The sequence below is a fragment of the Bacillus sp. F9_6S_D1_P_5 genome, assembly GCF_054823925.1.
Map to the genome: position 1 here is coordinate 348,468 of NZ_JBTREW010000001.1, position 23,733 is coordinate 372,200.

The window sequence follows — 23,733 nt, forward strand, 5'->3', positions numbered from 1 at the left end:
AGCTGTCTTTAGACCAAGCCGTTAATATTTTTTAGGAATGAAGTGCTATGAGGGTAAAAGAGGTTCTTATAGAGAATAACAACAAAAGATATATATTACTGAATCAAGAGGGATTTCCAGTGATGCCAGCAATGAAGGAAATCATGGATTGGATAAAGGTTAACTATCAAGGAAAAGAAGTAGTAAGATGGAAAATGAAAACAACTGAATTATTTAAGACATATTTAGAAATTTAAGAAGACTGCCCAATCCAAGAACTAGAGTTTTTTGTCTGTTTATTCCAAAAAAATCTTTGTCGGAGATTAAAAAATTATGATTTAAACAGTAACAATGATCGGTATTAAAGAACTGTTGAGATGAAATAAGGTTTGATTAGAAATGATTTGAAAATCCTTTTTGAATGAGCACTAAAAAGAATCCATTTTGAAAACAATTAATCAAAATGGATTCCCATGTTAAAAGTTTGAATGTTGATTTTATAAAACAGATTGATTAAAACTCATGAACATATCAATTACAAAATTTCAAATACTTGTACTAGAATTAATCTATTCTTCAAACCAAAACAGAGTCTCGATAGGCGCTTTTAAAACCTTTGCAATATCATAAGTAAGTTGAAAGAAGTGTTATATTTTCCATAGAGTAAGTGATTAATATAACTGTTTTTTAGTTAGTGAAATAATTAATATTTTATTTTAGCTGATAAAGGCTAGTAAGTTTATCTAAAAAAGTATATAGCTGATTATTCATTGGTGTATAATTATTATTTTTTAATTGCTCTGGAGACTGAACGAAACGATTTTCCTTATACTTTTCTAGTTCTTGTTCAGAATGTTGAATTAATAATTCTATTAATTCAGGAGTAAACTCCATATGGCATTGGAAACCATAAACGAGTTCACTATATTCCACAATTTGCTGTGGACACCCCTCACTAAACGCTAATATTTTACTGTTTTTAGTTAAACCAGGCATATCGTTGTGCCAGTGGCCAACCGTACTTGTAGTAGCGAAATGAGAGAAAAGTTCATTCGTTTTTCCTTCTTCAGTTAAAGTAATAGGGAAGGCTCCTACCTCTTTTTCCGGACTATGTTCATGAGATGCACCTAAGGCTTCACCAATTAACTGGGCACCCAAACAAACTCCTATAACAGCTTTATTAGCCTCTATACATTTTTTGATGACTGATATTTCTGCGACTGCATCAAAATGCGGGCACATTTCTTTCGTTGTACTAGGACTTTGTGGTCCACCTAATACTATGAGTAAATCTATGTCTTCGATATTATAAGGAAGTGGTTCTTGTTCGTAAACTCTTGAATAACTGACCACATGTCCATTCATCTCTGCCCATGCTAGAAAAGCCCCTGGTCCTTCAAATATTTCATGAATAATAAAATGTAAGCGCATTTGTTTCTCCTTTTTAAAAGAATTAATTAATTTGTGAATTGATTAATTTGTGAATTGATTAATAATATTATAAGATGTTGACTGACATATATAAAGGTACAGTTTTATAAAAAATCACATGTCAGATGAGGGCTATATGAAAAACTTCTTGTTTACTTTTGAAAAAAGTATCCCTAAATATAAACAAATTTATACAAATGTCAAATTACTCATTTAAAAGGGGGTATTAAAAAAAGATGAATCGTTACCTTCGATACGTCAGCTTGCAGATTCACTCAATGTCAGTAGAAATACGACACTATTAGCATATGATCAGCTTGCAGCTGAAGGATATATCCGTGGCGAAAATCGAAGGGGGTTTTTTGTTAATGAATTAGAACCAAATTTATATCAAAGAAGAAAAAAAGTTAAACAAAAAGATGAGAAACAAATCAGTAAAGAAATTACCATTAACTTCAAAGTAGATACAGTGGAAAAAGAAATGTTTCCAAAAAATACATGGAAAAGGTTTGTGAATCATTCCATGGAAGAAAACCTTTTATATACATATGGTGACCCATTTGGAGAAGCAATTCTTAGAGATCAAGTCGCAAAATATTTATTAGAGTCTAGAGGATTGAGTACGGATCAAGGATCTATCATTATAGGTAGTAGTACACAACAAATGTTAACTTATATTGGTCATGTATTAAAAAGTGATTTCTCGAGCATTATTTTAGAAGACCCAGGTTTTTGGGGCGCTAGAGAAGTTTTTAAACTACATCATTTTTCTTTTGAATTTCTCCCAGTATATGAAAATGGAGTTGAATTATCTGAGTTAAGTAATTTAAAAGCTAGACTAATTTATGTAACCCCATCTCATCACAGCCCTTATGGAGTAAGCATGTCTATTCAACAACGACAACAACTTATTCAATGGGCTAAAAAAAAGAAGGGGTATATAATAGAGGACGATTATGATAGTGAATTTCGATATACACAACGCCCATTTCCTTCATTAGCATCTATTGATCAAAATAGGGTAATTTATATCGGTAATTTTTCAAAAGCATTTTTGCCAGGTCTACGATTAAGCTATATGGTCTTGCCAAAAGAACTATTAATAAAGTATAAAGAACACTTTAAAGGTTTTGAGAATACAGCATCAACGATACATCAAATTGCCATGGCAAAATTTATGAAGGAGAATGAATGGTATAGACATATAAAACGAATGCGTAATATTTATAGAAAAAAAATGGAACATTTAATTTCTACCTTAAACGAACATTTCGGTAACGATATAACTATTATCGGTCACAATTCAGGATTGTATCTACTCATAAAGGTGCATTTGCAAAAATCAGAGGATTGGTTAATAAAACAGGCGTATAAAAATGGTGTAGAGATAGGCCCGACATCCAGATATTTTGTTAATAATTATATTGATAGACCAATTATTAAATTAGCTTTTGGAGGTTTATCTCACAAAGAAATTACTTTAGGAGTAAAATTACTTAAAAAGGCATGGTTTTAAATAATAAAAGGAGTAAGCTTTAGTGCTATAACTAGATCCCACTCCTTTTATGTAATTTAAAACGTTATTTTAATTCTAGTAAAAGGTAACAGCATGATTTAAATACAGATTAGAAATACAAGTAAAGATATAACCTGTTTTCACATATCTCTACTGCACCCATTATTGGATTGTAATAAACGGAACTCAAAACCCTTACTTTACGGTAAATAAGGGTTTTGAGTTCCGTTTTGAAAGAAAGATTAATAAAAATGGATTATTTTCTATTCAAATAAAAATTCTTTTTTTATAAAAATGTTTGATTAAAATTCACTTAGAATTCTTTAATTAACAAAGGCCAAACATCGTAACTTTTAAATAAAGTCGCGCTTTATTCAAAACAACGCGACTTTATTTAAAAGCAACAATCATAGTTGTTCCGTTAAAGGGTGATACATATTAGTCACATATATATAATATGTATCACCCTTTATTATTTAAGACTTTTACAATTTAGGTCTTGATAATAACGCTCTGTTTTAGCTCTTTTTTATTAACAATTGATGTGCATATTGGCGTGCCCATTGATCTACTTCTAAAATAGCATCTAATGAAGGCTCTTTTACGTTATGATGAGCTTCAATTGTTTTGTAAATTGTTTTTTCAATATCGAAAAAGGCAATTTCGTTTTTAAGGAACAGTGCATTTGCAATTTCATTTGCTGCATTTAATACAGCGGGAGTAGTACCACCGATTTTGCCACATTCATATGCGTATTGTAGGCAAGGAAACGTCGCTAAATCTGGTTTTTCAAAGTGTAAACTACCGATTTCTAATAAATTTAATTTTTCATAGGAAGAAGGTAGCCGAGTAGGGTAATGAAACGCATATTGAATCGGCATTCTCATATCAGGGGCACCGAGCTGTGCCATAACTGATCCATCAATAAACTCCACTAAAGAGTGAATGATACTTTCTTTATGAATCATAACATCAATTTTTTCATAAGGAATATCGAATAGCCATCTAGCTTCCATTACTTCAAAACCTTTATTCATTAACGTAGCAGAATCAATCGTTAGTTTTGCACCCATTAGCCAGTTTGGGTGTTTTAAAGCATCCTTCGCTTGTAATGTTTTCATTTCTTCACGTGTTTTATCACGAAAAGCACCGCCAGAAGCTGTAACAATTAATTTTTCAATTTCCTTATTATTTTCTCCGTTTAAACATTGGAAAATAGCTGAATGTTCGCTATCAACTGGAATTAAACGACATCCGTTTTGTTTCGCAAGTTCAGTTACGATATGTCCAGCTGCAACCAAAGTTTCTTTATTAGCAATGGCGATATCTTTCTTCGCTTTTAATGCTTCAATTGTTGGGAGTAATCCCGAAACACCAACGACGGAACTTAATACAAGATTTGAATCAGGGTGAGTAGCTACCGCAATTAAACCGTCAGTTCCATATGTAATTTTTGTGTTGGTTGAAATACGCGTACGAAGCGTGTCCGCTAATTCTTTTGTCGCAACGCTTACAATGTGAGGTTGAAACGTTTCGATTTGTTGTTCAAGAAGATCAATATTATAATTTGTGGTTAAACCGACGATTTTAAAATGTTCAGGATGGGCTGAAACGACAGCTAATGCAGATGTGCCAATGGATCCTGTTGAACCTAAAATAGATATATACTTTACCATGAAAAAACCTCCAAAGTTGTTTCGAGTATTTCTGCAAACCTATATAGTATTGGACAATTAAAGTGGAAATTCCTGCTATATAAAACGAGAAATTTAGGTTTATTTGAAAGTCAAATGTGATAAACTGTAAAAAATAACGAAAAGCAATGAAAGAGAAGAGTACATATTCGAAACTTTTCAGAGAGCTGATGTGTGGTGGAAATCAGTAAGGGATGAATGTGGAATGGGCTCTGGAGCTTCTTGCTGAAATGAGTAAGCAAAGACGGTTACTTCACGTTAAGAAGTTAAAGTGAGCTATGATGATAGCTAATGAAGGTGGTACAGCGGGAGTCTCTCGTCCTTTTTATAGGATGAGGGCTCTTTTTATTTTTGGAGAGGAGGAGTTAGGTTGAGCGAAAAAATAATGTTAACAGGAATTAAGCCGACAGGTTATCCGCATTTAGGGAATTATATTGGGGCGATTAAACCTGCATTACAAATGTCAAAGAAGAATGAAGGAAAAGCACTGTATTTTATAGCTGATTATCATGCGTTAAATGCTGTACATGACCCAAGTCAGTTTAGTAGTTATACGAAAGAGGTAGCAGCTACTTGGTTATCACTCGGACTTGGAGAAGATGTTATTTTCTACAGGCAAACAGAAGTGCCGGAGATTTTAGAATTAGCTTGGATATTAGCTTGCCTAACTCCGAAAGGGCTTATGAACCGTGCCCATGCGTATAAAGCGAGGGTGGAGCAAAATAAAGAAGTGGGTTTAGAGGTAGATGCGGGAGTGAATATGGGATTATATACGTACCCGATTTTAATGGCAGCTGACATATTATTATTTCAAGCTACGCATGTACCAGTTGGAAAAGACCAAATTCAGCATATTGAAATTGCGCGTGATATTGCGACGTATTTTAATCATACATTCGGCACGACATTTACACTTCCGCAGTATGTCATACAAGAAGAAGGTGCCATTTTACCTGGTCTTGATGGAAGGAAGATGAGTAAAAGTTACGGAAATGTGATCCCGTTATTTGCAGAACAAGAAAAACTACGAAAGTTAATCTTTAAAATTAAAACAGACTCTTCACTTCCAAATGAACCGAAAGAACTAGAAACGTTATTTACGATATATAAAGAATTTGCGACGGAAGATGAAATACTGTTGATGCGTGAAAAGTATGAAACTGGCATTGGATGGGGTGATGTGAAAAAAGAGTTGTTTCACGTTGTAGACCGCGAATTAGCCGGACCTCGTGAGAAATACGCTATGTATATGAATGAGCCAAATTTATTATACGAAGCGTTAGAAAAAGGTGCTGAGCGGGCAAGAGAAATCGCGAAGGTAAATTTAGCTGAAATTAAAAAACGGATTGGATTTGAGAGGGAACGTTAAGCGTTCCCTTATTTTTTTACAAAAAAACCGAACGGAATTTCAATTTGTTACCAATATAGAGTGAGGAGGGATAGAAATGGTCACAATTCTCGAATTAAAAATGTTGCTAGTTCAAATAGGAATAGAAATTGTACCACCTAGTAATTTAAAAGAAAAAATTTTAATTCAAGTTAATCTGATGGAGGAAATAACATTTAATCATGTTGAGGTGAATAAAGATGAGTGAAATTGTGTTAGCGGTTCAAGGGTTAAGTAAGACTTATGAGAGTGTAGATACAAATGTTAGAGCTTTACAAAATGTATCTTTGGAGTTAAATAAAGGAGAACTCCTTGCCGTAATGGGGACGAGTGGGTCTGGGAAGAGTACATTACTAAACATACTTGGTGCTTTAGACAAGCCTGATGAGGGAGTCGTATATGTAAATGGTGAAGTCCCTAAAAATATGTTTGTTGAACCATACGCGACGGAGTACAGGCGGGATAACATAGGATTTATATTTCAGTCATTTCATTTATTAAAGGATTTATCTGTAGAAGAAAATATTGCGTTACCTCTCATATTATCAGTCGATTCAGAAGAAGAGATACGAGAAAAAACAAATAAAATATTAGATGTTCTTGGTTTAGTAAATTGGAGAAATCATCGACCAGTTCAGCTTTCTGGGGGACAACAACAACGTGTTGCAATTGGTAGGGCGTTAATAACATCTCCTCCAATTGTTCTTGCAGATGAACCTACTGGAAATTTGGATTTCAATACGTCTAATGATATTTTACGAGTACTAGTCGATATGAAACAAAGATTCAATCAAAGTATGATTCTTGTTACTCATGATCCTCACATTGCTACGTATGCAGATCGGGTTCTCTTCTTTCATGATGGAGAAAATGTTGATGATTATACGTGTACTCATGGAGTAAATGATATGAATATCATTTTAGATAAATTTAAAAAATTACTGGAGAAATCAAAATGATAAAATCAGTACGAGGATTAAGTTTACGCTTTTTTAAGACGAATAAATTCACTGCTATTTCCTCTATAGTTAGCGTTATGTTGGCTGTTTCTCTAATTGTTACGATGATTATATTTTCGAGTCATGCGAAACAGTCTGTTATAAATGAAGTGAAAAATGTATATGGAGATATGGATTTATCAGTTGGATATAACCTTGATCAAAATAAATTGATGGATAAATCCTTACTACAAAATATTAAGAAACAAGAAAATGTTGAATACATGTCAAAAGTATTAGTAAATCATTTGCAAGTGAATAAATTGAATACAGCTATTTATACAGTAGGTGTTCAAAATGATTCGCTATCTAAAAGCCGATATCACTTCACTAAAAATCTATCAAATGAAGAAGTAACATTAAATGATGGATTAGCGGAAACTTTACAAGTAAAAGTTGGGGGAAAGATTGAAATAGAAAATAAATCATATGTAGTAAAAGAAGTGTTACCTGATATAGAAGCTGGAGGTTCAGCTCTAGATATACTCATTTTATCGGAAGGTGCAGTGAAACAGCACGTATATGAAAAAACAGGCAAACACAATGAGGCTACTTATGTGTTGATAAAAGCGAATGCGAATGCAGATGTACTAGCATTATCTAGTCAAATTCATAAAATAGACAAAGAATTAAGAATCGATATTGCGGAGGAAGACGAGTTTTTAAAAAGTAACTTAGCATCATTACATATTTTTATAATCGTTTTATCTATATTAATACTTATTATTACTGCATTATTATTGATATCTAATTTTGAAGTGTTTTTATATAAATATAAAAGTCAATTTGCTATTATGCGATCAATGGGAGCAACAACGAAACAAATGTTTAAAGTTATATTTATTCAATGTAGTGTAATTAATTTTTTTGGTGTAATATTTGGTTTGTTACTAGCTGTAATAAGTAACCGTTTTTTACAAAGTTGGCTAGAGCATGTATTTGCTTTTCAAATGAATTCAATGAGTTTCGACTATAAAATAGCAATTGTAACAATGATTTGTAGTATCTTTTTTATTGAACTGTTTATGTTATATCCCTCATACAGAAGTTCGAAAATATTGCCAGTAAAGCTTATGCGTGAAAATGAAGAATCTGATTTTTCTAATAAAAAAACACGCAGTATGATGGGGAAATTCCTTTTAATTAGTAGCATATTTTTAACCGTTTTAGGTGGCTTTGTAGCAAATACGGGAGATACGCAGGCAATAGTGATAGTAATAGGAGCTATATTTCTCGTTTTAGGGGTATATATATTATTTCCGACTTATCTTTCTTCGATATTAATAGTATGTCTACCTATGATGAAAAAAATATTTGGAAGGAATACATTTGTTGCTATTAAAAATGTAATTCCACAAGTAAGGAAAAATACATTTGTTATCTTAATGATAAGTACAATGATGGTGATAGTTGTCTTTGGCTCCACCATATTTAAAACGATGCAAAAAAATAATGAAAGATATTTAAAACGAGAATTTCCAACACATATTGTTGTGGAAAATCGTTTGACTAATGATTCAACCATTACCTTACCTCATATACAAAATATATTTAAAGAAATAAGTAGTGTAAAAGGAGCTAGTACAATTAGTACGAACTCACTGGCAGAATTAAAACAAGCTGAAAATTATAGTACTTTTGACTATAATTTAGGTGATTTAAAGGAAATGGAAAAGCAAGGATTACTGCCAGAAGTACCTGCAAATTTGGAGAATAGTATAATTGTTACAAAAGAGTTAGCGGAGCGGTATAAACTTCATGTAGGGAATATCGTTCAATTAGGTCTATTTTCAGAACAGGAACAAAAAGTTAGACCGACTAGTAAGGTGGAAATTGGATTAATTGTTAATGAGCTACCGAATTCGCCTGCGGTACTCATGGATTGGAGTAATGTAACATATAAACAAGATTATACAGTTTTTGAGCGTGCATTTATTAGTTCAAATAATGAGAGAGAGACGTTGGAGCAATTAAAGAAATTGAAAGGCCAATATCCACAATTAAAAATAAGTAGTTATAATCAATCGTTAAAGCAATCTAATTTAATGTTTCAGCAAAGGTGGTCCATCTTCATCGTTGTTATTGTAGTAATTTTGTTTAGTGTAACATTAGGGGTATGTAATACACTTATAAATAATATTCAATCTAAAAGAAAAGAGTTTGCTATTTTACGAGCAATAACAGTTAAGAAAAAGGGGATTGTACAAGTTATTTTGACGCAAGTTAATTTATATGTACTTATTGGAATCATACTAGGGGCTGTTATAGGAATATTATTAACCTATATGGTAAGTATAATAGATCGTACACCTGTATTTTTTGATTTCAAACTTATTGTAACGGTAATAGCGGGGATGTTCGGAATAGTCCTTATTATTTTTATACCTTTTGCTAATAGAATAGGAAAAAGGGATATTGTACAAGAGTTAAATAAGGATAATAAATGAAAGAGGTTAACCCAAGTAGTTATTCAGCTACTTTTGGGTCAATCTCTTTTTTATTAACAATTGATTTGCGTATTGTTATGCTTATTAATAAACATATAGTATAGCACCTAAAGGAGAGGATTTCATGTGACGATGAGTCTCAACAGTTTTAATGAAAAACAATGGATTGACCATTATATTAGTTAAATGTTACCAAGTAATATCATTAGGTGAAGTAAGGAATTCACATTTTCGTTCAAAACTTATTAGTTGCATATGTTAAAAAGTATGCTAATATAGGGTTACTTATTAAACGTGTTTAATAAGTATAATTTAAGTCGCTTATTAAAGATGTTTAATAAGTGAGCTCATTCTATAAAAAGGAGATGATTCTATGAAAACGGAAAAAGAAAAGATGTTGGCGGGAGAAATGTATATTGCGGATGACGAAGAATTAGTAGCTGATAGGGTGGAGGCAAAACGTTTAACACGCCTTTATAACGAGGCGATGGAGATAGGAGATGAAAAACGTTTTACGTTATTAAATCAGCTTTTAGGTTCTTCAGCTGACGGGAAAGCCCAAATTAATCCTGACTTTCGTTGTGATTACGGCTACAATATCCACGTTGGAAAGAGTTTTTTCGCAAATTTTAATTGTGTTATTTTGGATGTTTGTGAAGTGCAAATCGGTGATAATTGTATGTTTGCACCTGGAGTTCACATTTATACTGCTACGCATCCGCTACATCCGGTAGAGCGGAATTCTGGCAAAGAATATGGGAAGCCTGTAAAGATTGGTAACAATGTTTGGGTTGGCGGGGGCGCTATTATTAACCCTGGTATTTCAATTGGGGATAATGTCGTAATTGCTTCAGGGGCAGTTGTGACAAAAGATGTACCTCATAATGTAGTAGTTGGTGGTAATCCAGCTAAAGTGATTAAAACGATAGAAGAATAAAGGGCATTTTCAACAGTTCGTAAATTATCGTATAGACAATGTGAAAGGTGTTTCATATGGAGAAATATAGTACGGACAATTATACAAAGACATTACTTGCTTCTCGAAATGCTCTTTTTCTCTTATTTGCTTTGCCAGGTGTCGCGTTTGCTACATGGATTTCAAGAACAGCAGCTACTCGAGATATTTTAGCAGTGTCAAATGCAGAAATGGGTTGGATTTTGTTCGGACTATCTGTCGGTTCAATAATTGGTTTACTGAGTGCAAGCCGCTTTATTGACTGTAAGGGAGCTAGAGACGTTATTATAGGCAGTATGTTTTTTATGATTGTTGGATTGATTTGTTTAGGTATAAATATTTATTTTATTTCTAGCATTGGTGCTTTTAGTAGCTTACTAGTATTTGGAGTAGGGTACGGATTGGCGGAAGTCGCATTGAATGTAGAAGGTTCTTCTATTGAGCAGAAATTAGGAACGACTCTTCTTCCGAAATTCCATGGATTTTTTAGTGTAGGAACTTTAGTAGGTGCGCTCAGTGGTTCTGTTGCAGTGTCGCTTCATATCCCGATTTTGTATCAGTTTCTTGCGATTTCGGTTGTGTTTGTATTACTGGTATGTATGTTGTATCGCTTTCTTCCGCATGGAACAGGAAAGAAGGAGAAATCGCGGATCAAAAAGAAAGCGAAGCGTACGTACTTACGAATGGAAAACAAGGTGCTTTTAATTGGTCTTTTTGTACTCGGGATGGCATTTGCAGAAGGAAGTGCAAATGATTGGCTACCTATCGTAATGGTAGATGGACATCAGCAAAGTGTAGTGACAGGTTCTATTATGTACACAGTTTTTGTAATGGCAATGACGTTAGCTCGTATGTGTAGTAGTTATTTCCTTGATCGATTCGGCCGTGTCGCTGTCGTACGTGCTACTATTATGATGGCGATTATAGGAATTTCAATCGTAATATTTGGGAGTAATTCGTATTTTCTAGCATTTGGTGTAGTACTGTGGGGGAGTGGTGCAGCGCTAGGTTTCCCAATTGGTTTGTCAGCTGCTGGAGATGACCTTGAGAATGCGACTTCTAATGTTGCGGCAGTTTCTATCATTGGTTATACAGCCTTCTTAGTCGGACCACCTTTTTTAGGGATACTTGGAGAAGCATTCGGAATACGTAATGCCTTGCTAGCTGTTTTACTATTTGTTCTTTTGTCTGGAATTGTATCATCTGTTACGAGAGAGAATACATCGAGCTAAATAAGGATTACATGCAGCGGAAATATATCATCTCTATTGCTTTAGAAAATGATGTATGATATATTGTCAACGCAACTTATTAAAAGTGTTTAATAAGTATGTTGATTAAGGTGGTGAGCGATTTGAGTGAACAATTTGTTACTCAAAAATCGATTAAAGAAACGATCCTTCGCGGCATTCGTACAGCTCTTTTAGAGCAAGGTAGTGCGACGAAAGTTGAACTTAGTAATACATTAGAAATTAGTTTTCCAACGATAAGTAAATTTATAGAAAATATGAAACAAGACGGTGAAGTCACTTTAGTCGGTTTAGATGATTCAAGTGGCGGAAGAAGAGCGAAACGATATGCGTATAATCCGGAATATATGTTAGGATTAGCGATATTTTTAGAGAAAAATGAAACAAACTATACCATTTTTAACTGTTTAGGGGAAGTAAAAGAACAAGGAAGTACTTCAAGTGTATTAATGGATACGGGCTTACATGTATTAACAGAACATATAGAAGGTTTTATAGCTACATTTCCGAAAATAAGCTCTATATCAATTGGTGTCCCTGGTGCGGTCGATAATGGGCGTATTTTCTATATTCCTGGTTATGAAAAGTTCCAAAATTTCCATTTGAAAAGTCACTTAGAGGAACTGTTTTCAATACCTGTAGTAATAGAAAACGATATGAATGCCGCCGTGCTTGGCTATTATAAAAACACTGGAAATAACGACAATTCATCTCTTGTGTATTTGTATTCAGGTCAAAATGGCCCGGGGGCAGGGATTATGATAAATGGAGATGTAGTAAGAGGAAGTACCTTTTTCTCAGGAGAGATATCTTTCGTTCCGCAGTACGATAATAAAAATTTCTTACAAGCTTTGAGAAGTGGGGATTCGAATAATCCAGAGGAATATAATATAGATGCTATTACTCGTTTAATAACTACATGTATAGCTATTATTAACCCTCACGGCTTTATCTTCTGTGACGATGAAGTGAATCAATTTGTAATAGAGCAAATTGTAAAAACTTGTCCGCAGTACATTCCGGCGGAACATATTCCGAACATAACAGTGAGCGATTGGAAAGAAGATTACTTATATGGATTAAAAAGTCTTGGACTTGATCTTATGATTACAAGAACAAGCAAAGAAAATTAAATATCAAATTGTTGGTTGAATACTGTAAAAGAAAAGGTGTCGATTATGAAAATTGAACATGTAGCAATTTGGGTAAATGATTTAGAAGGTATGCGTGATTTTTATAAACAGTACTTCGGTGGTGAAGAAAATAGCTTATATCACAATCCGAAAAAGCAGTTTGAATCTTATTTTATAACTTTTGAAGGTGGAGCGCGTCTTGAACTTATGAGACAGATAGGGATAGACGATAATACGCAAACACAAACAATAGGATACGCGCATATTGCTTTTTCTGTAGGTAGCAAAGAAAAGGTGAATGAATTAACTAATACATTAAGAGAAGCAGGATACCCTGTATTAAACGGCCCACGTACTACAGGGGATGGTTACTATGAAAGTGTAGTAAGCGACCCTGAAGGAAATCAGATTGAGATAACAATTTAACATAAACAAGCTCATTTCACGTTATCATGACGGGAAATGAGCTTGTTTTATTTCTATAGAAATATGTAATGTTTTTTAATTGGAGTGCTGAAACTCCTTAATAATTCTCTCAATAACAGGAGGAAGATTACTAGGTAACTCATCAAGCGGAAAGAAGCGTAGCTCTTTCGATTCTGTTTGGTTGCATACAAGCTCACCATGGAATTCACGGCAAATATAAATAACGAGTACACCGTGTACTTGATCGCCGTTTGGATAGATTTGAAAGAAATCTCGTCCTGAGTATGTACGGAATAGTTTTTGATTTTTAATAATAAGTCCAGTTTCCTCATATACTTCTCGCTTTAAAGCGTCTTCTAACGTTTCGTTATACTCTAAGGCGCCGCCAATTATGCCCCAGTGGTTGAAATCTGTACGGAGCTGCAGTAATATTTCATTTTTTTTATTTAATATAATGGCGTGTGAACCTATTAAAATAAGTGGATGATTTCCTACTAAATTTCTCATGTCTTCAATATAACCCATATTTCTTCTCCTTATATGTTAATAATAGTTAGGAAGTTCTTTTAACATTCTTTCTGTTTTACGTGCAGTAAAGGCTAAGTTATGATCATCTTTCGTTCTAAAAAATAATGTGCGTAAGAAGGTTTTAATGTTGGCACATAAAATACAATATTCATTTAGCGAAAGGCGTTTTCTAATTTGAGGAAGCCTTTTTATTTTTTTATGAATAATTGAAATTAACTCATCTTGCGGGAAGTCATGATATAGCATCGATAGTAACGGCGTAACAATTCGTTCATCTTCATTATTATGAAAAAGGTCAGATGGGATAAAAATTTTATTTAATAAACAATGAATTAATTCTTCGTACCACTCAAAGGTTGTATAGGAATTGTGAACAATTTCAGTAAAGGCATCAGATACGTGGGCAAGACAATGAGCCCATCCTTTATTTTCGATATAGCCTCGGAAATCTGTTTCTAAGTTTGTGTATGTAATGAGTTTGTTTTTTATTTCTTCGATATCCTCCTCTGTAAAAAAGTAGTGCGAGTTAGCGAATTGGAGTATTAACGCAATTAACGAAACAGTATAAGAACGTGTGAAAACCCCATCTGTATGTGGGGAGTAAATGTCACAATATAAATACTCATCGCTTAAACAAGTTTGCAAAAGTAATTTTAGCTGATCATCCATAAGGAATTCATGATGAATGAAATGTGCAAAACATTTATATATAAGTTGGTAACGAACGTAACTATCAGTCGTTCCAACATATTGAAGCATATTGAGCGTTAACTCATTAATATCGATATGTTGCAGTTGCGTATAGTCATTTTGTTGTATAAGCTCTAACTGTTGTTGTAACGTTGTAATATCCAATGGAGAACCTCCTCCGCACTTTAAAGATGCGATGTTTTCTAGTATTCTATATATTCAAGGACAATCCTGCTCATGCAAGGAGAACAAGTAGAAATTCGAGTATGACATAGATGAGGGAAGTATATGACGACTATAGAACAGTTAGAAACACATTTTAAAATAAGAAGAAATGCTTCTTCTATCATGATAAAAGAAAATAATGCAGAGCCTTTTACAGAAGCGCAATTAGAAGAAATCATGCAGTATTGCGTTGCTGAGGCTGAAAAAGAGGGAATAGAAAACTTACATTTTGAGATTTCTTCAAAAAGTCCAAATTACGATGTGTATAAAAAATGTTTCGAAACGTATTCATTTGAATATGTTACTGAAAACATGATTGTATGTAAGGATATATATGAAGTAGAAGATGTAGAAAGTGAAATTGATTTTAAGCTGATTGAAGAAGTAGGAGAAGATACATTTTATTCTCTTTGGAACGAAATGACGGAAGAACAAGTCACTTATGATCAATTTGTAAATATGATGCTACAAGAAATTGGGGAGCAATGGAAAGAACATTGTTTAACCGCGAGTATCAATGGAGAGCCGATAGGAATTGTAATCCCGCATATTGAGAGAGGTACGTTAGAAGAAGGAAAACTCATGTATTTCGCAGTTGCTCCAAATATACGAAATAAAGGATACGAAGAAGCATTCTTTACAGGGGCAATGTTTGTCTTAAAGGAAATAGGTGCATCTTATTATATTGGTGAGACAAATGTACAAAATGAGTGGATGAAGGATGTTTTTGAAAAGAACGGATGTCAGGTGCTAAGTTGTACTGAGCGATATGTGAGGAAAGTTTAGGAGGATGAAAAAGTTTCTTGAACTTGTTTAACGGGAATCCGTGTACAAATTTTGAACAAGTGAAAGAACTTTTTGCCTATTTGTAAGATAAAAAGAAAAATGAGAACGACAAAATAGATATTCCTATAATACAATAGAGAAAGATTCGATTATACGAGAAAGTGTTGGTGGAAGAATGGAGCAGCAAAGAAATTGGTTACAAGCGACTGTAGAAAGAAATGAAGACAATACGTTACATATAAAGTGGCAAAATAATATAGAAGAAGTTCGTATTTACTGGAGTACTTCACCAGAGCATATTGAAGAAATTGGAGAATTACTTGCAACGGTAAATGGAGAATCATCATGTACAATTGAAAACCCGAGTGAAAATGAGCGTCCATATTTTAGACTAGTAGGAAGTAATGGACAAGCAGTGACAGTAGCTGAGCGTAGATTGCCATTACAAGGGGCGTTTAACTTCCGTGATATGGGAGGCTATGAAACGACTGAAGGCCGTAAAGTAAAATGGGGCAAGTTGTACCGTTCTGAAGAATTAGCAGGACTAACAGAGTGGGATATCGACTATTTACAAAAGTCTGGCTTAAAGTTAATTTGTGATTACCGTACAGACTTTGAAGTGAAGCATAAGCCGAACCCTGAGATTACAGGTGCTCGTCAAGTGTGCTTACCAGTTATGCAAGATTTAGCGAAAGACTTGAATATAAATGAATTTTTCCAAGTTGGTGACCTTTCTATGTTAGGGAAACCAGGCGAGTATCTTGTGAAAATGAATCAAGATTTCGTAAGTGGTAATGAAGCATTCGTAAGTTTCTTAAACTTAGCACAAAATCCAGAAAACTTACCGTTAGTAAACCACTGTACAGCTGGAAAAGATCGTACAGGATTTGGATCAGCACTATTATTACTTTTACTAGGTGTACCGGAAAAAACAGTAATGGAAGATTATTTACTAAGTAACGGTTTCCGTGAAAAGTTAAATGAAAAAATGATGGCCTTTTTAGGTGCAAAACTACAAAACGACGAAAGCAGAGAGATATTAGGTGCGATGTTTGAAGCGCGCGCTGAGTATTTACAAGCTGCGATTGATGAAGTGAAAAAGCAATACGGTTCAGTTGAAGCGTATGCTGAAAAAGCACTTGGCTTTACGAAAGAGTCGTTAGAGGAAATGAAAGAGTTATTGCTAGAGGATTAATAATGAGGAGGGAGGCTGATTGGGTTAGCCTCCTGTTTCTATTATGAAATTTTTCGTTGCCTTATAATTCCTATCACAATTGGAATAACTGTCCCAATTAACAATATCGGTAAAAATAATTTTCCGAAACCGCCGCTCCAATCTAGAGCGATTGAAATTGTTTCAAATTGGATGAAAGCAAAAATAAGTAAACAGACATTTTTTAATTGATTTAGCATTTTTCTACTATTTAAATAAAATTGCTTAGCATTTGATTCATTCAGTCTTTGTGGATAGTTATGAACTTCTGGAAACTTTTCTAAAGTCTGCATGAGAAGGAGTATGAATGCTCCTATTCCTGGTAGAAGTAAAAGCTCCCACTTTGATCCCCAGCGATCTACAGCCCCATATGCGTTATAATGTGTGGGTACTTCCTCAGGTAATCTTCCCCAAATGATAATCAAAAAAATGATTGATCCAAAGAACAATGAATATCCAATTATATCTCCAACCCATTCGCTTTTTGTTTTTGGGATTTTTATTTTAGGTCTTTCCCATGAATTTACTATATTTTCCCGCTCCCTTCCTATAAAAACTAGAGTAATACAGTTCCTGGATTGCCAGTTTAAAATTTGAATCCATTATCCAAATTATCTCAAATTTATAGTGTTTTCACAATTAATTATTTTTGAATAACATGACTCGTGTGTTTTAAACAACTGTAAGATCTCTGGATAGTAGCTGTTTGTAAAAGAAAAAATTCGACTTAAGAGTTGATTAATGAGAAAATACAAGTTGTAAATAACGTACTAGTTGAGGAGAGCATAATGAAATATAAAGTTATATTATTCGACGTAGACGATACATTATTAGATTTCCCTGAAACGGAAAGAAATGCTTTGCATAACGCGTTTGTACAGTTCGGGATGCCTACAGGGTATAATGATTATCTTGCAAGTTATAAAGAGATTAGTAATGGATTATGGAGAGATTTAGAAAATAAAATGATTACGCTAAGTGAATTAGCGGTAGATCGATTTAGACAATTATTTGCCCTTCATAATATAAAAGTAGATGCACAGCAATTTAGTGATGCATATCTTGAAAACTTAGGGAAAGAAGTACATCTTATAGAAGGTGCAGTGCAATTATGTGAGAGTCTACAAGATTGCAAGTTAGGTATTATTACGAATGGATATACGAAGGTGCAACAATCTAGAATTGGAAATTCGCCTTTATGTAATTTCTTTGATCATATTATTATTTCAGAAGAGGTTGGTCATCAAAAACCAGCACGTGAGATTTTTGATTATGCGTTTGAAAAGTTTGGAATTACTGATAAATCAAGTGTATTAATCGTTGGAGATTCGCTTACTTCTGATATGAGAGGCGGAGAAGATTACGGCATTGATACGTGTTGGTATAATCCGAGTTTGAAAGAAAATAGGACAGATGTTAAGCCGACTTATGAAGTGGAGAGTATGCTACAAATTTTAGAAATTGTAGAAGTGGCGGAAGAAAAGGTAGCCTCATTTTAATCGTGTTGATATTTGTCGATAAGTCGATATTCTTTGTCGAATCATCGATATATCGAAAAAATCGTTGATATATTTTGAGTTACGGTAGATATATTGGAAAAATCGTCGATATAATTTGAGTTGCATTCAATTTATATCGATAATCGGTGTAACAACTAGAGGTGAGTAAAGAATGTTAACGTTTTTATTTGAGTTAGACAAAAGTATTCCGCAGAAGGATGAGCCACGGTATGCCGCTTATGTAAATGGCTTTATTGAAGGGGATGTAACGATTCTTGTCGGTGACAGCGTACTTTTTCAGAAGTCATGTATGAAGGTTGCAGAGCTTGGTATTTATTTAGGACAGTGGATGGAACAAGTGCAACATGGGCAGAACGAACAGTTGAATTATGAAACGAGTAATCGTGAGGAAGTAATTCTTGGATTCTTATACGAAGAGGAAGATCAGTGGAGAGTTGCTTCCAGTTGGCAGCAATTTGAACTGCAAGAGCGTATATCCACTACAGCATTAGTAGAGAGCGTTCGGCGTTATTTATATGAGCTAAATAAGGAACTGCGCGCGATAGAATATCCCGTGACATTTGATCAGTACTTAAGAGGAGAGCGAATGATGCAGCTTTCTTACAAAAGACTGTGTGATAGTAAAGCGGATACGACGTCGATAGAGGTTTACAATGAAAGTGAAAGAGTAGGCGCAGTACGGGGTTATTATAAAAATACGTTGATGAAAGTGCTAGACTTTATTCCGAAAGTCGGTAGTAATATCATTTATGAAATAAAGGATAGTAAGGACAATATTCGCGTCATCGCAAAGGATGTAAGTAGGCAGCGCCAAAGAAGGATTTTAGTAACGTACATCAATCATAATGATGCAGAGCATGAAATACTTGTATGTGACGGAAAGTTATTGGATGCAAATTTCTTATTTACCTTTACATATAAGAGAGAAGAATATGTTGTTCATAAAACTACTTTTGGGATGGGAAAGTTATTACGAAAAGGCTATGTAATTGCAGATTGGAATATTCGTCTTGAGGAAGACATGTATTACATTGAGATGAATGTATATGATGAAAATTATATACAGGATCAATACTTACTGTTAGGCGTATTTCATGCGGTTTTGTATGGGTGATAAATGAAAAATACCGGTATTCTTTGTGAAAAGAATGCCGGTATTTTTTATTTATCCTCAAAAATAAAAATCTCATCAATCGTACTATGAAGTGCCTTCGCTATATCATGTGCGAGTTGTAAGGAAGGGTTATATTTTCCTTTTTCGAGGTGGCTAATTGTTTCACGGCGCACGCCAACAGTTTTCGCTAAATCTTCTTGTGTCATATTCAATTTGGCGCGGTATTCTTTTATTTTCGTTACGAACGCCATGGCGCATCTTCCATTTCATCAACTGGTTTATCGTAAAAGAACATAGAGAAGCCGAACGTAAGAATGAGTGTGCCGAAAATAAGAGCGATATCAATCTCTTGTAGCGCCGGATTTGGAAATAACATTTCAATAAACAGAATGATAGCGGTAGTTAGTAATGTAACGATAAAGGCATTGCGGCACGATTTATTGACGATTTGTTCCAATAGTTCATCGTGTTGAACCGTTCTATACGTTGTGAAAAAGGAGAAGAAACAAAACATAGTAAACAATCCTTTTTCATAAAAAAAGCCAAGAAAACCGAAGAAACCAAGAAATCCTAAATATTTTATCCAAGTTGTTTTCACGATAGATTCTCCTTTCGATGTTAGAAATAAATCATGTTATGTTATAAATATATCACATGTAAAAATGTATAGTAATAATAGTTTTCCAATTCTTTTCATAATAATAGTAAAAAGAGGAAATATACTGCGAAATAAAGAGGATAATATTGTAAAATGGTTGTAAGGAGGGGGAGGAAGGCATGCTAACTTGGATTATGGTCGTTGTATTACTTGTAGTGATTACTGTAGTGGCAACGGTGTTAATTGGGCGGAATGGTGATGCAAATTATAGTAAAGCGACAAAGGGGAATATTAGAAGGCTTACGATGATTTATATTATACTAGCTGTTGTTTTAATCGTTGGGTTAGGTCTGTATATTTATTTTAAAGGTTAAAAACTGAAAAATACAAAAATCTAAAAATATAAGTATGCTATAATGTTAATATAGTTATTTGGTAATTAAGGAAAGGATTGGATGGAATGATTGAAATTACGAATGTGTCAAAAAGTTATAATGGGTCTACCTATGCAGTAAAAGATTTAAGTTTATCTGTGCCTAGCGGAGAAATTTTTGGATTTTTAGGACCGAACGGTGCGGGTAAATCAACGACAATTAAGATGATTACTGGCATTCATGGGGTGGACAAAGGGACGATTACGATTAACGGTATAGATATTATGAAAAATCCAATGGAAGCGAAAAAGACGTTTGGTTATGTCCCAGATAGCCCAGATATGTTTTTACGATTAAAGGGAATTGAATATTTAAACTTTATGGCAGATATGTATGAAGTGCCGAAAGAAGTACGCCAAGAACGAATCGAGTCTTTAGCGAAGAAGTTTGATCTTTACAATGCTTTATCGGATCAAATTCAAAGTTATTCACATGGTATGAGACAAAAAATCGTTATTATTGGTGTGCTCGTGCATGAGCCAGATGTATGGATTTTAGACGAACCGTTAACGGGGCTTGATCCTAAATCTGCATATATTTTAAAAGAAATGATGAGAGAACATGCGGATAAAGGGAAGATTGTATTTTTCTCTACTCACGTATTAGAAGTAGCTGAAAAAATATGTGACCGCGTTGCGATTATTAATAGGGGAAATTTGCAGTTTAAAGGAAATTTAGATGAAATGAGAGATCATTTTAAATCCAATGAATCACTTGAAAAAATGTTCTTGGAGATGACGGGCAATGAGTAAAATTTGGACGTTAACGAAAGTATTATTAAAATTAAATTATGCGGATTTTATAACAGATAAGAAGAAGCGATGGGCGTATTTATTTTCATTTGCAGCTATTTTATTTGTCGGCTTTTTACTGTTTGGTTCTATCACACACGCAATGTATGAGGGAATGATACATTTAGGGCAAAATCCGGGAATGATTATCGCAATGGGACTTGCGATTGCGAGTATTTGGGTATTTTTAATGAGTATTACGAACATTTTAACTGTATTTTACTATAGTAATGACATTGAAATGTTGTTGCCATTACCATTAAAACCAGCACAAATTATTTCGGCGAAATTTTTAACAGTATTAATTACACAATACGTAATGAGTTCATTCATTTTATTACCAATCTTTATTACGTACGGGTTAAAAAGTGGCGCATTTATTACATATTACATATACATGATTTTTATTTACTTACTCTTCCCGATTGTGCCGTTAATATTAGCGTCGTTACTGATGACAGTTATTATGAGGTATACAAATATAGCGAAAAATAAAGACCGAGGAAATATATTTATTGGAATCGTAAGTATACTATTTATTGTAGGAATTAATGTGTTTTTACAGTGGAAAAATAAAAGTTCGTTTTCTGAAGATGCAATTACGAATTACCTAGCGAACAACGAATCTTCTCTTCTAGTACAAATGACAAACTATTTTCCAACTACATATTTCGGAGCAGTGGCATTAGTAGAAAATGCAAATTGGAAGGGTCCTTTATACGTAATCATCTTTGCACTTATTTCATTTGTATTCTTTGTGTTGTTTTATTACATTGCAGAGCGTACATATTTAAAAGGGGTTATTGGGCTTTCAACGAGTACAGCAAAAAAAGAGGTCATTTCAGCAGAAGGCTTACAGAAATCAACGGTACAAAGTTCACATTTGAAAGCATATGTGAAAAAAGAATTTAAAACGTTATTCCGTACACCACAATTTTTCTTAAATTGTATCGTACAAACTTTCGTTATGCCGATTATGTTATTCTTTGTTTTATTCGTGCAAGACGGGAATTTAAAGTGGATTACAGGGTATATTGATAACCCAAAATCGGCAGGCCTTGCAATTGGTGTTGGTCTTTGTGCATCGCTATTTTTAATGGGAAGTAACGTTATCGCGACAACATCATTTTCACGTGATGGAAGCTCTTGGTTTGTGAATCGTTATTTACCTGTAAAAGCTTCGGATATCTTTTTTGCGAAAGCAATCACGGCTTGGTTAATTAATGTGATCATTTTAGCAGTATTCGGCATTACGATGGCGGTTGTAGCTGGGATTTCTCCTGTATTCATGTTACTGTGGTTTTTACTAAGTGCGAACGGGTTATTGTTAATTAATTTAATCGGTACACGCTGGGATGCACAAACTGCAGATATACATTGGGATACAGAACAGAAATTATTTAAGAGCCGCTATACAACATTGTGGAATTTTTTAGCTAATATCTTTATAGCTTTAGTTATTGTAGCGGGAGTAAGTTTATTATACTTCTTCCTTCAAGTAGGACTGTGGGTTATGTTTATCGTTTTATTTGTAATGTTTACGATTGTAAATTATATTTTCATTAAAATTTTAAAATTAGGTGCAGAACGTATATTGTCAAATATTGAATAAATAGATAGATCCTCTGTATTCGCGTGCAGAGGATTTATCCATAGATGGAGGAGAAAAGGTGAAGAAAATAGCAATTGTAACAGGGGCAACTCGTTTGAATGGAATTGGTGCAGCTGTATGCAAGGTGCTTGCTCAAAAAGGGATAGACATTTTTTTCACGTACTGGTCTCAGTATGATAAAGCGATGCCGTGGGGAATGCATGACAAAGAGCCCTTTTTGTTGAAAGAGGAGATTGAAAGTTACGGTGTTCGATGTGAAATGGCAGAAATCAATTTATCGCAGTCGTATTCGCCAAATCGTTTGTTTTATATGGTCTCAGAACGTTTAGGTGATCCATCTATTTTAATTAATAATGCAGCGTATTCTACTCATACGAGAATTGAGGAATTAAACGTAGAACAGTTAGATAAACATTATACAGTGAATGTTCGCGCTACTATGTTATTAAGTTCATTATTTATAAAACATTATGCAAGCAAGGCGAGTGGAAGTATTATTAATCTTACTTCAGGGCAGTCGCTAGGGCCAATGCCTGATGAACTAGCATATGTAGCGACGAAAGGAGCAATTGAAGCATTTACAAAATCAGTAGCACCAGTTGCGATGGAGAAGGGGATTACAGTGAATGCTGTTGACCCTGGACCGACGAATACGGGATGGATTACAGAGGAGCTGAAGCATCATTTAGTATGGAAGTTTCCGCAAAGTAAAGTAGGGGAACCGGCGGACGCAGCACGCTTAATTTCTTTTTTAGTAAGTGAAGAAGCAAAATGGATTACGGGGCAGGTTATTCATTCGAATGGTGGTTACTCATAAATATATTATGTTAACAAATGTTGAAAAACAAAAAAATGAAAGAAAATAATATTTTTTTGTTTAAATAAAATGTCAAGAAAGATAAAAAATTGATAGGAGAGTATATCGTCATATGAAGATCGTAATTCTTCATGTGACAATATACTCTTTTTCTTTTGCCAAAGAGAAGAAAAATGCAGTAGAAGAAAC

Annotated in this window: 23 protein-coding genes, 3 pseudogenes and 1 other annotated feature; of the genes and pseudogenes, 18 read left to right on the plus strand and 8 right to left on the minus strand. The window is 34.0% G+C overall.

Translation table 11 applies throughout. The annotated features are described in order from the left end of the window. Positions 1–143: 143 nt before the first annotated feature. A pseudogene (locus ACUXEY_RS01705) lies at positions 144–233 on the plus strand (tubby C-terminal domain-like protein); the annotation flags it as partial. Positions 234–548: 315 nt separating this feature from the next. Here ACUXEY_RS01705 and ACUXEY_RS01710 read toward each other — a convergent pair. Together ACUXEY_RS01710 and ACUXEY_RS01715 are read right to left on the minus strand one after the other, a co-directional pair. After that, positions 549–646, minus strand: a pseudogene (locus ACUXEY_RS01710) (helix-turn-helix transcriptional regulator); the annotation flags it as partial. A gap of 44 nt (positions 647–690) precedes the next feature. Beyond that, entirely contained in the window at positions 691–1,410 is a 720-nt protein-coding gene (locus ACUXEY_RS01715) for a type 1 glutamine amidotransferase (protein ID WP_210627670.1), read from the minus strand. Positions 1,411–1,546: 136 nt separating this feature from the next. On the opposite strand from ACUXEY_RS01715, the pseudogene pdxR reads away from it, so the two are divergent. Further along, positions 1,547–2,926: pseudogene (gene pdxR, locus ACUXEY_RS01720) on the plus strand (MocR-like pyridoxine biosynthesis transcription factor PdxR). Positions 2,927–3,444: 518 nt separating this feature from the next. On the opposite strand, the gene ACUXEY_RS01725 reads toward pdxR, so the two are convergent. Then, positions 3,445–4,602 (minus strand): 1-deoxy-D-xylulose-5-phosphate reductoisomerase, encoded by a 1,158-nt coding sequence (locus ACUXEY_RS01725; protein WP_461299931.1) that lies wholly within the window; start codon positions 4,600–4,602, stop codon positions 3,445–3,447. Between the two features lie 137 nt (positions 4,603–4,739). After that, positions 4,740–4,947: a binding site (T-box leader), on the plus strand. A 43-nt stretch (positions 4,948–4,990) separates the two neighbouring features. Here ACUXEY_RS01725 and ACUXEY_RS01730 point away from each other — a divergent pair. The 8 genes from ACUXEY_RS01730 to ACUXEY_RS01765 all read left to right on the plus strand — a co-directional run bounded on the left by ACUXEY_RS01730 (position 4,991) and on the right by ACUXEY_RS01765 (position 13,216). Continuing rightward, entirely contained in the window at positions 4,991–5,989 is a 999-nt protein-coding gene (locus ACUXEY_RS01730) for a tryptophan--tRNA ligase (RefSeq protein WP_461299932.1), read from the plus strand. Positions 5,990–6,065: 76 nt separating this feature from the next. Then, positions 6,066–6,215: a hypothetical protein gene (locus ACUXEY_RS01735; protein ID WP_000256357.1), complete on the plus strand. Its 150-nt coding sequence runs from the start codon at positions 6,066–6,068 to the stop codon at positions 6,213–6,215. Further along, positions 6,208–6,966 carry an ABC transporter ATP-binding protein gene (locus ACUXEY_RS01740; protein ID WP_461299933.1) on the plus strand — a complete coding sequence of 253 codons (759 nt, stop codon included), beginning with the start codon at positions 6,208–6,210 and terminating at the stop codon, positions 6,964–6,966. The genes ACUXEY_RS01735 and ACUXEY_RS01740 overlap by 8 nt, the downstream gene beginning before the upstream one ends. Next, positions 6,963–9,452, plus strand: a complete 2,490-nt coding sequence (locus ACUXEY_RS01745; protein WP_461299934.1) for an FtsX-like permease family protein — start codon at positions 6,963–6,965, stop codon at positions 9,450–9,452. The genes ACUXEY_RS01740 and ACUXEY_RS01745 overlap by 4 nt, the downstream gene beginning before the upstream one ends. 373 nt (positions 9,453–9,825) lie before the next feature. Next, a complete protein-coding gene (locus ACUXEY_RS01750) occupies positions 9,826–10,389 on the plus strand; it encodes a maltose O-acetyltransferase (protein ID WP_376904141.1) in 564 nt (187 codons plus the stop codon). Between the two features lie 56 nt (positions 10,390–10,445). Continuing rightward, positions 10,446–11,639 (plus strand): MFS transporter, encoded by a 1,194-nt coding sequence (locus ACUXEY_RS01755; RefSeq protein WP_461299935.1) that lies wholly within the window; start codon positions 10,446–10,448, stop codon positions 11,637–11,639. A gap of 122 nt (positions 11,640–11,761) precedes the next feature. Next, entirely contained in the window at positions 11,762–12,790 is a 1,029-nt protein-coding gene (locus ACUXEY_RS01760) for an ROK family transcriptional regulator (protein ID WP_461299936.1), read from the plus strand. 45 nt (positions 12,791–12,835) lie between these two features. Continuing rightward, positions 12,836–13,216 (plus strand): VOC family protein, encoded by a 381-nt coding sequence (locus ACUXEY_RS01765; protein ID WP_461299937.1) that lies wholly within the window; start codon positions 12,836–12,838, stop codon positions 13,214–13,216. A 75-nt stretch (positions 13,217–13,291) separates the two neighbouring features. On the opposite strand, the gene ACUXEY_RS01770 is transcribed toward ACUXEY_RS01765, so the two are convergent. Together ACUXEY_RS01770 and ACUXEY_RS01775 are read right to left on the minus strand one after the other, a co-directional pair. After that, positions 13,292–13,741, minus strand: a complete 450-nt coding sequence (locus ACUXEY_RS01770) for an NUDIX hydrolase (RefSeq protein ID WP_461299938.1) — start codon at positions 13,739–13,741, stop codon at positions 13,292–13,294. Between the two features lie 18 nt (positions 13,742–13,759). Then, positions 13,760–14,599: a DUF2785 domain-containing protein gene (locus ACUXEY_RS01775; protein ID WP_075309382.1), complete on the minus strand. Its 840-nt coding sequence runs from the start codon at positions 14,597–14,599 to the stop codon at positions 13,760–13,762. Positions 14,600–14,722: 123 nt separating this feature from the next. On the opposite strand from ACUXEY_RS01775, the gene ACUXEY_RS01780 reads away from it, so the two are divergent. After that, the gene (locus ACUXEY_RS01780; RefSeq protein ID WP_461299939.1) at positions 14,723–15,445 is read left to right on the plus strand and encodes a GNAT family N-acetyltransferase; all 723 of its coding nucleotides are present in this window, start codon (positions 14,723–14,725) and stop codon (positions 15,443–15,445) included. A gap of 175 nt (positions 15,446–15,620) precedes the next feature. Beyond that, on the plus strand, positions 15,621–16,640 hold the full coding sequence (locus ACUXEY_RS01785) for a tyrosine-protein phosphatase (RefSeq protein ID WP_461299940.1): 1,020 nt from the start codon (positions 15,621–15,623) through the stop codon (positions 16,638–16,640). Positions 16,641–16,681: 41 nt separating this feature from the next. Here the strand turns inward: ACUXEY_RS01785 and ACUXEY_RS01790 are convergent, their stop codons facing one another. Continuing rightward, complete coding sequence (locus tag ACUXEY_RS01790; RefSeq protein ID WP_075309376.1) at positions 16,682–17,107, minus strand: DUF1648 domain-containing protein; 426 nt, start codon at positions 17,105–17,107, stop codon at positions 16,682–16,684. Between the two features lie 339 nt (positions 17,108–17,446). Between ACUXEY_RS01790 and ACUXEY_RS01795 the strand changes: the two genes are divergently transcribed. Together ACUXEY_RS01795 and ACUXEY_RS01800 are read left to right on the plus strand one after the other, a co-directional pair. Next, positions 17,447–18,157, plus strand: a complete 711-nt coding sequence (locus tag ACUXEY_RS01795) for a YjjG family noncanonical pyrimidine nucleotidase (RefSeq protein ID WP_376904127.1) — start codon at positions 17,447–17,449, stop codon at positions 18,155–18,157. 172 nt (positions 18,158–18,329) lie between these two features. Then, complete coding sequence (locus tag ACUXEY_RS01800; RefSeq protein WP_461299941.1) at positions 18,330–19,292, plus strand: tubby C-terminal domain-like protein; 963 nt, start codon at positions 18,330–18,332, stop codon at positions 19,290–19,292. Positions 19,293–19,339: 47 nt separating this feature from the next. Here ACUXEY_RS01800 and ACUXEY_RS01805 read toward each other — a convergent pair whose 3' ends face one another. Then, positions 19,340–19,543, minus strand: a complete 204-nt coding sequence (locus ACUXEY_RS01805) for a helix-turn-helix transcriptional regulator (protein WP_087958945.1) — start codon at positions 19,541–19,543, stop codon at positions 19,340–19,342. Next, complete coding sequence (locus ACUXEY_RS01810; protein ID WP_144612029.1) at positions 19,531–19,890, minus strand: DUF3796 domain-containing protein; 360 nt, start codon at positions 19,888–19,890, stop codon at positions 19,531–19,533. The genes ACUXEY_RS01805 and ACUXEY_RS01810 overlap by 13 nt, the downstream gene beginning before the upstream one ends. A gap of 179 nt (positions 19,891–20,069) precedes the next feature. Between ACUXEY_RS01810 and ACUXEY_RS01815 the strand changes: the two genes are divergently transcribed. From ACUXEY_RS01815 to ACUXEY_RS01830, 4 genes are all read left to right on the plus strand, one after another. Continuing rightward, a complete protein-coding gene (locus tag ACUXEY_RS01815; protein WP_000958870.1) occupies positions 20,070–20,264 on the plus strand; it encodes a hypothetical protein in 195 nt (64 codons plus the stop codon). Between the two features lie 86 nt (positions 20,265–20,350). Beyond that, positions 20,351–21,076 (plus strand): ABC transporter ATP-binding protein, encoded by a 726-nt coding sequence (locus ACUXEY_RS01820; RefSeq protein WP_087984151.1) that lies wholly within the window; start codon positions 20,351–20,353, stop codon positions 21,074–21,076. Beyond that, positions 21,069–22,727: a putative ABC transporter permease subunit gene (locus ACUXEY_RS01825; RefSeq protein ID WP_087984152.1), complete on the plus strand. Its 1,659-nt coding sequence runs from the start codon at positions 21,069–21,071 to the stop codon at positions 22,725–22,727. The genes ACUXEY_RS01820 and ACUXEY_RS01825 overlap by 8 nt, the downstream gene beginning before the upstream one ends. 58 nt (positions 22,728–22,785) lie before the next feature. Next, positions 22,786–23,544, plus strand: coding sequence for an SDR family oxidoreductase (locus tag ACUXEY_RS01830; protein ID WP_461299942.1), 759 nt, complete (start codon positions 22,786–22,788; stop codon positions 23,542–23,544). The last annotated feature ends 189 nt before the right edge of the window (positions 23,545–23,733 follow it).

Coding starts and splice junctions, on each gene's coding strand:
- ACUXEY_RS01715 (WP_210627670.1), bottom strand. CDS start 1,410: ATGCGCTTACATTTTATTATTCATGAAATATTTGAAGGACCAGGGGCT.
- ACUXEY_RS01725 (WP_461299931.1), bottom strand. CDS start 4,602: ATGGTAAAGTATATATCTATTTTAGGTTCAACAGGATCCATTGGCACA.
- ACUXEY_RS01735 (WP_000256357.1), top strand. CDS start 6,066: ATGGTCACAATTCTCGAATTAAAAATGTTGCTAGTTCAAATAGGAATA.
- ACUXEY_RS01740 (WP_461299933.1), top strand. CDS start 6,208: ATGAGTGAAATTGTGTTAGCGGTTCAAGGGTTAAGTAAGACTTATGAG.
- ACUXEY_RS01745 (WP_461299934.1), top strand. CDS start 6,963: ATGATAAAATCAGTACGAGGATTAAGTTTACGCTTTTTTAAGACGAAT.
- ACUXEY_RS01750 (WP_376904141.1), top strand. CDS start 9,826: ATGAAAACGGAAAAAGAAAAGATGTTGGCGGGAGAAATGTATATTGCG.
- ACUXEY_RS01755 (WP_461299935.1), top strand. CDS start 10,446: ATGGAGAAATATAGTACGGACAATTATACAAAGACATTACTTGCTTCT.
- ACUXEY_RS01765 (WP_461299937.1), top strand. CDS start 12,836: ATGAAAATTGAACATGTAGCAATTTGGGTAAATGATTTAGAAGGTATG.
- ACUXEY_RS01770 (WP_461299938.1), bottom strand. CDS start 13,741: ATGGGTTATATTGAAGACATGAGAAATTTAGTAGGAAATCATCCACTT.
- ACUXEY_RS01780 (WP_461299939.1), top strand. CDS start 14,723: ATGACGACTATAGAACAGTTAGAAACACATTTTAAAATAAGAAGAAAT.
- ACUXEY_RS01785 (WP_461299940.1), top strand. CDS start 15,621: ATGGAGCAGCAAAGAAATTGGTTACAAGCGACTGTAGAAAGAAATGAA.
- ACUXEY_RS01795 (WP_376904127.1), top strand. CDS start 17,447: ATGAAATATAAAGTTATATTATTCGACGTAGACGATACATTATTAGAT.
- ACUXEY_RS01800 (WP_461299941.1), top strand. CDS start 18,330: ATGTTAACGTTTTTATTTGAGTTAGACAAAAGTATTCCGCAGAAGGAT.
- ACUXEY_RS01805 (WP_087958945.1), bottom strand. CDS start 19,543: ATGGCGTTCGTAACGAAAATAAAAGAATACCGCGCCAAATTGAATATG.
- ACUXEY_RS01815 (WP_000958870.1), top strand. CDS start 20,070: ATGCTAACTTGGATTATGGTCGTTGTATTACTTGTAGTGATTACTGTA.
- ACUXEY_RS01820 (WP_087984151.1), top strand. CDS start 20,351: ATGATTGAAATTACGAATGTGTCAAAAAGTTATAATGGGTCTACCTAT.
- ACUXEY_RS01825 (WP_087984152.1), top strand. CDS start 21,069: ATGAGTAAAATTTGGACGTTAACGAAAGTATTATTAAAATTAAATTAT.